Origin of the sequence: Nostoc sp. FACHB-888 (genome assembly GCF_014696655.1) — a bacterium.
GTDB lineage: Bacteria > Cyanobacteriota > Cyanobacteriia > Cyanobacteriales > Nostocaceae > Nostoc.
In genome coordinates this window covers 18,668-30,987 of record NZ_JACJQM010000037.1, presented here as the reverse complement: position 1 = coordinate 30,987, position 12,320 = coordinate 18,668, and the positions used below count along the sequence as shown (strand labels likewise).

The 12,320-nt window shown below is 41.9% G+C and carries 11 protein-coding genes and 1 pseudogene; 6 read left to right on the top strand and 6 right to left on the bottom strand.

Going from position 1 to position 12,320, the window contains the following annotated elements; all coding sequences use genetic code 11:
* Positions 1–2: 2 nt before the first annotated feature.
* Both hppD and H6G26_RS21670 read left to right on the top strand, forming a co-directional pair.
* Positions 3–1,088 carry a 4-hydroxyphenylpyruvate dioxygenase gene (gene hppD, locus H6G26_RS21675; protein WP_190731220.1) on the top strand — a complete coding sequence of 362 codons (1,086 nt, stop codon included), beginning with the start codon at positions 3–5 and terminating at the stop codon, positions 1,086–1,088.
* A 79-nt stretch (positions 1,089–1,167) separates the two neighbouring features.
* On the top strand, positions 1,168–1,860 hold the full coding sequence (locus tag H6G26_RS21670; RefSeq protein WP_190731219.1) for an HAD family hydrolase: 693 nt from the start codon (positions 1,168–1,170) through the stop codon (positions 1,858–1,860).
* A gap of 157 nt (positions 1,861–2,017) precedes the next feature.
* On the opposite strand, the gene H6G26_RS21665 is transcribed toward H6G26_RS21670, so the two are convergent.
* Positions 2,018–2,644 carry a CPP1-like family protein gene (locus H6G26_RS21665; protein WP_190731218.1) on the bottom strand — a complete coding sequence of 209 codons (627 nt, stop codon included), beginning with the start codon at positions 2,642–2,644 and terminating at the stop codon, positions 2,018–2,020.
* Between the two features lie 647 nt (positions 2,645–3,291).
* Between H6G26_RS21665 and H6G26_RS21660 the strand changes: the two genes are divergently transcribed.
* On the top strand, positions 3,292–4,011 hold the full coding sequence (locus H6G26_RS21660) for a response regulator transcription factor (protein WP_190731217.1): 720 nt from the start codon (positions 3,292–3,294) through the stop codon (positions 4,009–4,011).
* A 626-nt stretch (positions 4,012–4,637) separates the two neighbouring features.
* Here H6G26_RS21660 and H6G26_RS21655 read toward each other — a convergent pair.
* Positions 4,638–4,829 (bottom strand): annotated as a pseudogene (locus H6G26_RS21655) (DUF2811 domain-containing protein); the annotation flags it as partial.
* A 488-nt stretch (positions 4,830–5,317) separates the two neighbouring features.
* Here H6G26_RS21655 and H6G26_RS21650 point away from each other — a divergent pair.
* Positions 5,318–6,577, top strand: a complete 1,260-nt coding sequence (locus H6G26_RS21650; protein WP_242053825.1) for an MFS transporter — start codon at positions 5,318–5,320, stop codon at positions 6,575–6,577.
* A gap of 160 nt (positions 6,578–6,737) precedes the next feature.
* Positions 6,738–7,631, top strand: a complete 894-nt coding sequence (locus tag H6G26_RS21645; protein ID WP_347242491.1) for a phosphotransferase — start codon at positions 6,738–6,740, stop codon at positions 7,629–7,631.
* 72 nt (positions 7,632–7,703) lie between these two features.
* Here the strand turns inward: H6G26_RS21645 and hisIE are convergent, their stop codons facing one another.
* Both hisIE and H6G26_RS21635 read right to left on the bottom strand, forming a co-directional pair.
* Complete coding sequence (gene hisIE, locus H6G26_RS21640; RefSeq protein WP_190731213.1) at positions 7,704–8,354, bottom strand: bifunctional phosphoribosyl-AMP cyclohydrolase/phosphoribosyl-ATP diphosphatase HisIE; 651 nt, start codon at positions 8,352–8,354, stop codon at positions 7,704–7,706.
* 100 nt (positions 8,355–8,454) lie between these two features.
* The gene (locus H6G26_RS21635; protein WP_100899632.1) at positions 8,455–8,643 is read right to left on the bottom strand and encodes a ChaB family protein; all 189 of its coding nucleotides are present in this window, start codon (positions 8,641–8,643) and stop codon (positions 8,455–8,457) included.
* Positions 8,644–8,748: 105 nt separating this feature from the next.
* Here H6G26_RS21635 and hemL point away from each other — a divergent pair, with 105 nt between their 5' ends.
* Positions 8,749–10,047, top strand: coding sequence for a glutamate-1-semialdehyde 2,1-aminomutase (gene hemL / locus H6G26_RS21630; protein WP_190731212.1), 1,299 nt, complete (start codon positions 8,749–8,751; stop codon positions 10,045–10,047).
* A gap of 196 nt (positions 10,048–10,243) precedes the next feature.
* On the opposite strand, the gene H6G26_RS21625 is transcribed toward hemL, so the two are convergent.
* Together H6G26_RS21625 and H6G26_RS21620 are read right to left on the bottom strand one after the other, a co-directional pair.
* The gene (locus H6G26_RS21625; RefSeq protein ID WP_100903011.1) at positions 10,244–10,405 is read right to left on the bottom strand and encodes a metallothionein; all 162 of its coding nucleotides are present in this window, start codon (positions 10,403–10,405) and stop codon (positions 10,244–10,246) included.
* Between the two features lie 297 nt (positions 10,406–10,702).
* Positions 10,703–11,500, bottom strand: a complete 798-nt coding sequence (locus H6G26_RS21620; RefSeq protein ID WP_190731211.1) for a fasciclin domain-containing protein — start codon at positions 11,498–11,500, stop codon at positions 10,703–10,705.
* Positions 11,501–12,320 lie beyond the last annotated feature (820 nt).

Below are 12,320 nucleotides of genomic sequence, written 5' to 3'. Positions count from 1 at the left end.
CTATGAAAATTGATCACGTTCATTTCTATGTAGAAGACGCGAAAGTATGGCGGGATTGGTTTGTACACCATCTTGGTTTTCAACCAGTAACCGATCGCATTAGTTCATTTCACACTTGTACAGAAGTGGTGAAAAGTGGTGCTGTTTGCTTTTTTCTGTCTTCACCACTGTTACCTACAAGTCCAGTAGCTGAGTTTTTGCGTCAATATCCACCTGGTGTGGCAGATGTCGCTTTTGCTGTAGAAGATGTAGAAAGCGCGATCGCACTAGCTCAAAAACACGGTGCTACAATCCTCCAACCTACCCAAGAACGCCAGGTGGGTACAGCATTCCTCAAGTGTGGCAAAATTGCCGCCTGGGGTGGACTAACTCATACATTAATCGAAAGGTCATTGGTCATTTGTCCGTCGTCATTTGTAACTAACACCAATGACAAAAGACAAATGACAAATGACAACACTTTTACCGCCATTGATCACATAGTGTTAAACGTGGCAGTTGGTGAATTGGAAAATGCTGTGGCTTGGTATGAAAATATCCTAGATTTTCAGCCCCAGCAAGCTTTTAAAATTAAAACCAATCGTTCTGCTTTACACAGTCAAGTGATGGTTTCGCACAATGGCAGTGTCCAATTGCCAATTAATGAACCAGCTTCCAAAAATTCCCAAATTCAGGAATTTTTAGATGTCAATCGCGGGCCGGGAATTCAACATATTGCCTTACGAACGACTAATCTTGTAAGTGCGATCGCTAAATTCCGTGCCAGTGGTTTATCCTTACTCTCAGTTCCCCAAAGCTATTACTCGCAGCTAAAACAGCGTCCAAGACTGCCTTTATCACTTTTAGAACTAGAAGCGATCGCTCAACAAGAAATTCTCGTAGACTGGCAAGAATATAGTCCCGTAGAGTCATCACACGCCGCACCGCTACTACTGCAAATTTTCACACAGCCGATTTTTGAACAGCCAACATTTTTCTTTGAGTTTATTGAACGCCGTTACCAAGCTCAAGGTTTTGGTGAAGGTAACTTTCGCGCCTTATTTGAAGCTATTGAAAGCGAACAAATCAAACGCGGTACGCTGCAATAAAATGCTGATACTAAATTTATCTCTCAAAAAATAGCCATACATCTGAGATAAACTTAATAAAAATTAACTTTTACCGCCGATGCTAAGACTTATTACTGACTTCGACGGCCCAATTATTGATGTTTCCGATCGGTACTACCGTGCTTATCAATTCTGTTTAGAGAAAACTCGCCGCCCAGATCAAGTAGTGCAAGAACTTCCGAAAGCGGAATTTTGGCAGTTAAAGCGATCGCGCGTTCCCGAAAAACAAATTGCCTTGAATTCTGGGTTAGACGAAGCCCAAGCCCAAGAATTTGCCCAGTTGCGGCGGCAAACTGTGCATACAGAACCCTACTTTGACTATGACACCCTCGCGCCTGGTGCTGTGGATGCACTGTTAAAAATTCAACAAGCTGGAATTGATTTGGCAGTAATGACCATGCGCCGAGTTGAGGAACTAGATTATGCCTTCAAAAAACACGATTTAGGAAGATTTTTCCCAGAAAACCGTTGTTATTGCTTGAGTAATGACTACGTCAAAACTCGTGATATTGAAGATAAGCCCTTGTTGATGGCTAGGGCATTAAAAGAACTGCCCCCGGCTACTGATACCTGGATGGTGGGAGATACGGAAGCCGACATCACCGCAGCTAAAAATTATGGGATTAAGGTGATGGCTGTGGAATCTGGCATCCGCGATCGCACCCAATTGGAACTTTACCACCCCGATTTAATCGTTAAGGATTTCAGCACTGCTGTAGATTTAGTCTTAAAACCTAAACAATTTGTCTAGAAAAGCTTTCTAGCTGCAACAAATTGAATTAATCGGTATTCGGGCTGCCAATTAAAATAGGAGCCAGAATAACTATTCTGACTCCTGACTCTCAAATTTTAAGAAGAACACACATAAACCATGTCTTCTTTTATAGAAACTTAGTTGCGGGCAGGGTTTACCGTAGAAAACTACTAACCAACCACAACAATATAAACGTTAGTACACTAGAAAACTGATTCGATGACAAATTGAGAAACGATATTTGTGGTAAGAGCCAGCTAGCAACTAGTCCCCCAGCAATTAACCCAATGATTAAACTGACCAGGGTGAACAAAACTGCTCGGCCAAATTTGTTTTCCTTGCGATTAAGGAAGTAAATACTGGTGCCTACCCCAACTACCAATGCTAACTGCAAAACCTGATCGCCTCCCTCTGGGTAAAACACACTGATAGAACTCAAACCAAGAAACCAAGCTCCTGGTAATAGTATATCGGCAGGTGAAGGCTTATCCAGCATCCGTTGCAGCCATGCAGGTGACTGCTCACGAGGGGTTGGACTTTCTTTAGGAAGCGATTGCACTCGCAACTCTGGAAACCGGATACGTTCAGGGACTTTAATTTTACCTTCCTGGCGCATCCGTAAGCGATCCATTAAAATCGCATCGTAAGCCGCTTCAATTACTTCTAAATGCTTGGCATCACCATTATGTTGCTCGAATAGGCGATTACGAGCATCCTGAATTTCATCGAAGGTAGCTTCTTCTGATACCCCAAGTTTTTCGTAGGGATTTTGATCGCTCATGGGAGTTTGTTACTTCAGCCTCAGTCAGCGGCAGTCTTTTGTCAAATAAAAAACAGCTTTAGGTTTTATTTTAATCGAAACTAAAGTTTCGACCTATTTTGTGCCCTAACAGGATAGTAGCACGGCTTAGTTTAATCGACTTTGTAATTTCAACTATAGTAACTTTAACATATCGCCAGAACTCCGTGTATACCCTCATGTCGTTGCTTAATTCTGGCTCTAATCTAGAATTTGACCAGGGAGTACTGAAAACACATAGTTTTTATGAAAAAATCAACTTTACTGTTTCAAATTTGGCAACTTACTGTGCCCTAATAGAGTTTTTTTTAATTATACTGAATAATCGCTTGTGGTATATATCCGCATATCGATTTAAAATTGAAACGTTTTAAGTTACCACCTAACTGGGATCAAGAACGTGTCTTGGTGTCAAGAACTATTGCGGCTAAAGTCAGAGCGCCTATATACTATGGCTAACATAAGTTTAGCGTTCTCGTTTCCCACAATCCTGATTAGAGTATTTATTTTGGAATAATCAGGAATCTTATACCGTAGCCATGTAGATTCTTAGTTAGTCCCTAAGTGGCAACTGCGTTTTTACGCAACCCTCATGTTAATCTTACGAATTTTTGTGCAAAGAAATGGTCATGGCTCCTGCCAAGATTCTTGTAGTTGACGACGATCCTGCAGTTCGGAATTTAATCCAACGCTTTCTGATTAAGCAGAACTATCAGGTAGAGGCTGCCGAAGATGGAAAGACAGCCTTAACTCTATTTGAGCAATTTAACCCTGATTTGGTAATTCTAGATGTGAATTTACCAGATGTAACTGGGTTTAACCTCTGCCAAGAGATGCAAAGTCGTAATGGTGTTTTTGTTCTGATGTTGACTAGCCGTGCTGACGAAGCTGACAAAATTCGCGGCTTTGCTAAAGGTGCTGATGACTATCTCACCAAGCCTTTTGGGCTGGGAGAGTTAGAAGTCAGAGTCGGAGCTATTTTAAGGCGTCAACGAGTGATCACTACTGCCGAGCAGAAACGCTTGGTATTTGAAAAACTGATGATTGATCCAGTGCGACGGGAGGTGGCACTTAATAACCAATCAGTACCTTTAACTGCTCTGGAATTTGATTTGTTGCATTTTTTAGCCAGTCATCCAGGTCGAGTTTGGCGGCGTGCGGAGCTAATCCAAGAGGTATGGGACTATGAATATGTCGGCGACCAACGGGTTGTAGATGTCCATATCGGTCAAATCCGCAAGAAGATTGAAATTGATGCTAGTCAGCCAGCATTAATTCAAACTGTACGTGGCGTAGGGTATAAGTTTGAATCTCCTGCTCACCCCCAGCAATTGGAAGCCAAATCCTAAGTTTATAGTCTAGAGTTTTTTAACTCTTGACTATTGACTCTTGGGGGAGCCATCAGTGAATTTATTTGGCTTTAGTAAAAGACAAATTAAGACAATTAAAATAGATAAATTTTCCTCAAATACAGACCAAGCAGTTATTTGAGATATTTATCCTTTTAAGTCAGTGGACAGGGGAGAGAGTTCGCTGGAAAATATTTTTGCATCAGACTATTTTGTTAAATACAACGCTGCTTAGGTTGGAGTTCATAGAGGCGTATATCTGTGCGCCTCTATGAACGTGTTTGGTATTTGTATCCAAAAGAAAACCGTTATACAACAAGTATTAACGGTTAGCCAATATATTCAAATTTTGCCTCAATTCTAAATCTTGCGCTATTACCAACTAGTTTTGGCAACAAGAAAAATTATTGAAACCTTTTTAAGGATCAGAATTTACTGATCTTTTTTGTTGTAATATTGCCCCGATATGGCCGATCACTTTAGATCAAAATTCCATTGATGGGGCACGGTTTGCCGTGCCCATATTAAGGCATGATCCAAAGTAACGCCGTTCATACCAGTACCTATGGGGTGTCTAGTAGATTAGCTGTTGCGGGTGAATCAATGCTGGGCATTTTTACTGTGGAGTGGTGGAACAAAGTCTCTAGATAGACTCGGGCAGCGCGGCGATCGCTATCTCCATTTTGGAGTAAAAACAATGATAGTGCCGCCGTTAATACCCTATTTTCATCCCAATCGGGATGGGTTTCTAAGTAGTTTTTTAAGGATTCGTGGAGTGTTTCGGGAATTTCTGTAAAGATGCTAACCGTTGATTTCATGAGATTTTCCTCCTATGAGGATAATCAAGAGGGACAAGTTGCTTGCGGTAAAGCGGCTTAGAGCTACTTCACACGCTCTTTCACGAGTCCGCCAATCTGCGCCCACATCTGTTGGTAATATATTTTACACATTTGATGCCAACGGTTGAACGAACTACAAAAGCAAGCCGAATCATTGTGCGCCAAGAGGGGGTGGGTTTGTCAATGCTGCGAAATGTTAAAAACGAGTGTATAAAAAATAAATGCGAACGGAATAATCAGTGTTTGATGCTATTTTTCGTTACTTTACTTTACAAGAACTCAGTCCATTAACTTCCTTTCCACTGTTAATCAATAATCCCCAACAAGAGAGTAAGAAGCTCATTAGCTCGTAGAGCGTCTGTGGAAAACTGCTAAAATCCCTGTGGAAACCCTGTGGAATGAGTCAGGAAAATAGCAGCCAATAATAAGAATTACAAAAATGTCATCAAGTCATGACATTTAACCTCATGAAATTAGCTTCTCAATCTCCTGTATCATCGTGGCTGCCCTCAATACATCCCCAAGTCTGGATTTTCGCAATTGGTAGATTTCTTTCGGAAGTCGGCACAGGCTTTACCTTGTTTTACGCCCCGATCTTTTTTGTCAATCAACTCGGTTTATCTGCAACCAGTGTTGGGGTAGCCTTCGGTAGCGCCTCGATTTCCGGCATTGTGGGGAGGATTGTAGGTGGTTCTTTGGCTGATTCTGAACATTGGGGTCGCCGCCGCACTTTGTTGCTTGCCACGGCGATTTCAGCAAGTGGTTCTCTAGTGTTAGCTGCAACCAATAATTTTACTATTTTGGTAATTGGTAGCTTGATTAGCGGCTTAGGGATAGGTTTCTATTGGCCGGCGGCTGAATCTGTTGTTGCTGATGCTAGCCAAATTGACAATCGCCGCGAAACTTTTGCAATCGCCCGACTAGCTGATAATCTTGGGTTAGCGATCGGAATTGTGCTTGCTGGGTTTTTGATTGCGATAATTGGAAGTTATCGGTGGCTATTTGTCATTGATGCCATCTCCTTTCTCGTATTTTTTGGAGTTGTCTATGTGGGAATTAGTAAAACCGAACAACAGCAGATAAAGGAATCTGAAAAGACAGCATATATTGCTTCTTGGATAGCAGTATTAAGCGATAGGCGTTTCCTGGTGTACGTAGCAGTTAATATATTTTTCACAATTTATATTTCTCAAATCCACAGCACCCTGCCGCTTTACTTCAAAAACTTTGTCTTTGTAGAAAGTACTGCCAAGGGATTTACTGAAACTACCATTAGCGGACTATTTGCTTGGCATCTGGTGTTCGCAATTATTTGTCAGTTGCCTGTCACCAGCATTTTAAAACGCTGCTCACACACACTGGCGCTCACTGTTTCCGCTATTTTCTGGGCAATTGGTTTTGCTGTGATTTGGGTAAGCGGCACAGCTCCATCTCACCATCTAGTTTGGGTAGTTTTGGCATTGGGAATATTTGCTGTGGCGATTGTCTCCTATACCCCATCTGCTGCCTCTTTAGTCACTGAGTTAGCCCCGGAAAATCAACGCGGCGTTTATTTCTCCATCAATGCTTTGTGCTGGGCTGTTGGCTCTTTTATTGGTCATCCCTTGGGTGGCTGGGCATTAGACCAACCACAAACTGTTACCAATAGTTTATGGCTAGGCTTTATTTTGAGTGTGGCGATCGCTGTAGCCATTTTACAGTACCTCAATCGAATTTTGACTGATTAACTACCAAAATGGTATTATGCTTATATTTAACAATTTTTTAGGGAGTTAAATCACAGTGGTACGTTGATACAACAAACAAATCATTATAAGTCGCTGCGATCGGGCTAAAAGTCCGATAATTTTTGATTTTTTGTTTGTTGTGATTGCGTTAGGATTTACTGTGAATATTCCTTCCTCGTATCTCGAAAAAATTCGTACTGTCTATCCCAATATCTCAATTGAGCATCTTGACTTTAATCAAGATGGAATGGTTAACGATATAGTAATTGTTAATCATGAGCTTGTATGCCGCTTTGCCAAAGATGACTGGGCAAAACAGGTGCTTTCTCATGAAGCTAAGGTGTTGGAAGTAGTGCAAAATTATGTTGAACTGCGAGTTCCGCACTTTGAACACCTGGAAGAAGGTTTTGCTAGCTACAGATTTATTAGAGGTGAACCGCTATCTCGTAACACCTTGCTGAAACTTAGTGATGTATCACAAGTGCATATCATCTCCCAATTAGCCAGATTTCATCAGCAATTGCACAGCATTCCAAATGAAGTTTTAGTTAATGCTGGGGTGTCTTCTTCTGGTGCAGAGCGTTCTCGTGAAGATTGGTTACAATTGTATGAACAAGTTCAGGAAACCCTTTTTCCTCACCTATGGCGTCATCAGCAAACTTGGATACACGAACTTTTTGCGCCCGTAGTTACAGGTGAACTTGACCTCACCTATACACCCGTACTGATCGACGGCGATAAGCCAGTGTATCACATTCTGTTTGACCCGATCTCAGAAAGTATTAGTGGTCTGATTGATTTTGGCACGGCTGGTTTGGGAGATGCAGCTTGTGATATCGCCGTGCAACTTGGTAATTACGGAGAAAGTATTGTGCGCCGTATGGAAAGCGACTATCCTTTGTTACCGGATGTCATCGACAGGGCGCGTTTCTGGGTAGGGACACTTGAACTTCAGTGGGCTTTGGCTGGAGTAAAGTTTAATCATATCTCATTGTCGTTGGCACATATTGGTTTAGCCAGAGAGGTTCAACCTTTAGGTACAGGGTTAAGTTAACCTGTCATAGCCAATAACAAAGGGAACGCTATTTTAGTCTGGCAATTGGCAAAGCTGGTGAATCAAGTGTTTTTATTGCCGCCGTTCTTGGAGCTTGCGATATACAGATTTCAAATCAACTTTATGATGAGCTAAGGCAACCAAAGTATGATATAGCAGATCGGCTACTTCACCTGCGATCGCATCTGCTTCATCATCCTTAAAAGCCATTACCACCTCGGCAGTTTCCTCACCAATCTTTTTCAAAATTTTATTATCGCCACCTGCGAATAGTTTACAGGTGTAGGAGCTTTCTGTCGGATTATCGCGGCGATCGCATATTATTTGAAACAATTGCGACAATGTATCCCCTGGTGGTGGGGCAATTTTTCCTTCTATTTGGTGAAAGCAACTACGTTCTCCAGTGTGACAGGCAATATCTCCTAATTGCTCTACACCTATGAGTAGCGCATCACTATCACAGTCATAACGGATACTCTGCACTTTTTGAATATGCCCAGAAGTCGCCCCCTTGTGCCAAAACTTTTGCCGGGAACGGCTCCAAAACCAAGTTTCTTCAGTTTCTAAAGTTTTTTGTAATGACTCCTGATTCATCCACGCCATCATTAGGACAGTACCATCCAAATAATCTTGGACTATTGCAGGCACTAAACCCCGTTCATCGTAGCGAATTTCCTCAACAGGGATGGCGTAATGCAGTGAGCGTGAATCGTTAGAAGACATACCAGCTAGTTTGCTCTAATAAGAATAATTCATGGATTCACGATACCATTCTGAATAGGGCCGCTGGCATATTTTTTGAATTTAACTATCTTATTTACCTCTAAACAAGAACATTCCGTTCCATAGCAGACTGCATCTTTACAGCACTCAAAGCGACTTTGTGAGCTTTTGAGGCTTCACCATACCAATGGATCGCCGAATTAAAAGCTGCTCGGTAAAGATCCTGGTATGCTTCAGATAATCGAGTTTGAATATCTAGAGGCAAGTCTTTATTCGAGTTGTATAACATATTATTATTTTTTGGTTCAGCTATTTATATAGGATAGAAATTCTAAGTAATTTTTGACACTATCCTAAGATAGAGCTTTTTATTGCCCACTGTTAGGAGAGAACCTTGGTAAATACCACAATTAAAACAACAAAATCACAAGAAGTCTTCGCTGCTGCTCAAAACCTCATGCCCGGAGGAGTCAGTTCTCCGGTTCGTGCCTTTAAATCTGTGGGTGGACAACCCATCGTTTTTGATCGTGTAAAAGGCGCATATATTTGGGATGTAGATGGCAATCAATACATAGACTATGTAGGTACTTGGGGCCCAGCTATTTGCGGTCATGCTCATCCAGAAGTAATTGCAGCCTTGCATGAAGCTTTAGAAAAAGGCACGAGTTTCGGCGCTCCCTCAGTATTAGAAAATGTTTTGGCAGAAATGGTTATTGATGCCGTTCCTAGCATTGAAATGGTCAGATTTGTCAACTCTGGAACTGAAGCCTGTATGGGAGTTTTGCGGCTGATGCGGGCTTTCACAAAACGAGATAAAATTATCAAGTTTGAAGGCTGCTACCACGGACACGCCGATACGTTTCTAGTGAAAGCAGGCTCTGGTGTTGCCACACTTGGCTTGCCAGACTCACCAGGAGTTCCCAAAGCGGCAACTAGCGCCACTCTAACCGCGCCTTTCAATGACCTAGAATCCGTCAAAGCCTTGTTTGAAGAAAACCGCGACGAGATTGCTGGTGTCATTCTTGAGCCAGTTGTCGGCAATGCTGGGTTTATTGTACCTGACGCTGGATTTTTAGAAGGATTACGGGAACTGACTCACGAGCATGGAGCGTTATTGGTATTTGACGAGGTGATGACAGGCTTCCGCATTGCTTACGGTGGCGCTCAAGAAAAATTTGGTGTGACTCCCGATTTAACGACCTTGGGTAAGGTGATTGGTGGTGGTTTGCCAGTAGGAGCTTATGGCGGTCGCCGAGATATTATGTCAATGGTTGCGCCCGCAGGCCCCGTATATCAAGCTGGGACTCTTTCTGGTAATCCTTTGGCGATGACTGCTGGTATTAAGACTTTAGAATTGCTGCAAAAGCCAGGTACTTATGAGTATCTTGACCGGATTACTAAAAAGCTAGCAGATGGTTTGCTGCAAATTGCCAAAGAAACTGGTCATGCGGCTTGCGGTGGTCAAATCAGCGCGATGTTTGGATTATTCTTTACCTCTGGCCCAGTTAATAACTACGAAGACGCGAAAAAGTCTGATACAGCTAAATTCGGACGCTTCCATCGGGGTATGTTAGAGCGTGGCATTTACTTAGCACCTTCTCAATTTGAAGCTGGGTTTACGTCTTTTGCTCACACTGAAGAAGATATTGAGCAAACTTTAGCCGTTGCACGGGATGTAATGTCTAGTCTGTAATACGAACTTAGTAAAAGTAGGGGAGCCAATGCGTTGACTAGAGAACTGCGAGCCGAGGCTTCCTCTGCTCAAAACTTCTCTTCCCTTCTCTACCCGAGGTTTAGCTTGATTCTTTGCTATAGCAACTGGCGTTGTGTTAGCTGAAAGTACGCACCTTGAATGGTGCGTTACGCTTTCAGCTAATGCACTCTAGATATTAACAGCCACAGCCTCCGTGACTACAGCCTTTAATAGTTTTATGACCTTCAGCACACCCTTGGGAGCAATAGTGTTTGCCGTCTTCTTTAATAGCATCCTCAAGTGAAACGATACATAGGCAAGTCGGACAGGCGCATTTCATTTGGGTTACGGTTGTCATAACTTTCTCCATTTCCTGTTGAGATTACTTTAACAATACATGAATTGTTTCTGTCTGGTATGCGTCATATAAAGACTTATTATTTAGGCTGAGGCGAGAGCAAGGGCACGCAAAGAGATTTTAATGAAAAGTGATTAGCCGAACTTAATATCAATCTGCTCTAATTCGTAGGCGGGGTTGCTAATTTAACTCACTTTATTACAAAAAAACCGTCCAAAATAACATCTGAACGGAATTTTTTACTATTAATATTTTATGCCAACCTAGTCCGCTACAGGTTGTACTGATACCGAAAAACTACAAGTCAGGAGGTAAAATCACTTGATCAATTGCGTGGATTACACCATTGCTGGCTGTGATATCTGCCTGTGTCACCCTAGCATCGTTGATAGTTACACCAGTAGCAGGATCAACTTTAACGTTGATTGCGCCGCCTTCAAGGCTTTTAACTTCGCCTGACTTCAAATCAGTGGACAATACCTTACCAGGTACTACATGGTAAGTCAAAATCTTGAGCAATACTTCTTTGTTGTCTGGTTTTAGCAATTCTTGCAAAGCATCTGGTGGCAACTTAGCAAAAGCTGCATCAGTGGGTGCAAAAATAGTTAAGTTATCTTTGCCTTGTAAAGCTCCAGTCAATCCTGCTGCTTTCAAAGCCTTAGTTAAGGTGGTAAAAGAAGCGTTTGACTCTGCCAACCCTAATAAGTTTTTACCTTGAGTGTCGGTTGAACCTGGGGTTGATGGAGTTGTAGGAAGTGTCTGGGTAGGTTGAGTTCCCGGAGTGCCGGGTGTTGGTTCACTAGGTGTAACACTACCACCACGGTTATAGGGAGGCTCATTGAAAATACTTGGTCTGGGATTTAGCGTTCCACTACTCTGCTGCGCTACTTGTTGACCCTTGGTATTGCTTTTTTCTATTAGGGAAGCGTTTGCTTGAAGGCGTTGACCCTGATTATAAGGGGCTTCTTTGAAAATACTGGGGTTAGGATTTAGTGCGGATTTCGCATCGGATGGTAAAGTAATGAGAAGGCTGAAACTTGTAAATCCTGCTATGCCTGCCAACGTGGTCAGCAATTTGCTGTAATTTGTCTTCATAAATTTTGTTTGTCTTTTTGTCCACACATTACATAAAGATTTATAACATTTTGCTATGCACAAAATCTAACCGAAGAGGAAAGTAAAATTATTCATCCGATGAGTTTGTGTTTATGAGGTTAAATATCTAACCTCGATTCAGGCTTAACAAGGATCAAATATACTTAGCATATATTTCATGTAAATTGAGTAAATTTTCTCCATTACACCAAAAGGAGTTAAAAAGCCTGGCTTGGTGTAGCGTAAACTCTTAGAAAATCGAAAAATATATTTACAAGTTATGAGTTACAACAAGCTTTGTTAAGCTCATCTCACCCCTAAAAGGGGATGGTATTTCGCGTTGACTGTTAACTGTTAATCGTCATACCGTCTCTTTGTGAAACTGCATATATTTATCCCCCGGCTACGCCGTCCCCCCTTGTCAAGCAGGGCTGTTTCATTCCATTTCAAACAGGATTTGTCAAGATGGTTAGCGAGAAAATTGTAAGTAAGCGTGACGATGAGATGAACATTTAATCACTTAAATATCAGTAAAATAGTTTATTTCCTCGGCACGCTGGTAACAAAATAACCAATTTTTAATTGCTAGAACCCTTGATTTTTAAAGCTCTTTAGGGAATGAAACAGCCCTGCCCTTGTCAAGGGAGGACTGATTATGGGCATCTTCATACAGAATTGGTATCGACAGTCAACGCATCGGGTCGTATAATGACAAAATTACCAATTTAGTACTCAGGAAAACTCCAGAAAGTAAATAACTAAATTTATTACGTAGGCTAACAGTTAGAGAAATTAGAGTAACTACTGAATGCTCAGGACT

Excerpts from the sequence above, each read along its gene's own strand:
- H6G26_RS21635 (WP_100899632.1), bottom strand. The coding sequence starts at position 8,643 with ATGTTATACAACTCGAATAAAGACTTGCCTCTAGATATTCAAACTCGA.
- H6G26_RS21670 (WP_190731219.1), top strand. The coding sequence starts at position 1,168 with ATGCTAAGACTTATTACTGACTTCGACGGCCCAATTATTGATGTTTCC.
- hisIE (WP_190731213.1), bottom strand. The coding sequence starts at position 8,354 with ATGTCTTCTAACGATTCACGCTCACTGCATTACGCCATCCCTGTTGAG.
- H6G26_RS21620 (WP_190731211.1), bottom strand. The coding sequence starts at position 11,500 with ATGAAGACAAATTACAGCAAATTGCTGACCACGTTGGCAGGCATAGCA.
- H6G26_RS21665 (WP_190731218.1), bottom strand. The coding sequence starts at position 2,644 with ATGAGCGATCAAAATCCCTACGAAAAACTTGGGGTATCAGAAGAAGCT.
- hppD (WP_190731220.1), top strand. The coding sequence starts at position 3 with ATGAAAATTGATCACGTTCATTTCTATGTAGAAGACGCGAAAGTATGG.
- H6G26_RS21660 (WP_190731217.1), top strand. The coding sequence starts at position 3,292 with ATGGCTCCTGCCAAGATTCTTGTAGTTGACGACGATCCTGCAGTTCGG.
- H6G26_RS21650 (WP_242053825.1), top strand. The coding sequence starts at position 5,318 with ATGAAATTAGCTTCTCAATCTCCTGTATCATCGTGGCTGCCCTCAATA.
- H6G26_RS21625 (WP_100903011.1), bottom strand. The coding sequence starts at position 10,405 with ATGACAACCGTAACCCAAATGAAATGCGCCTGTCCGACTTGCCTATGT.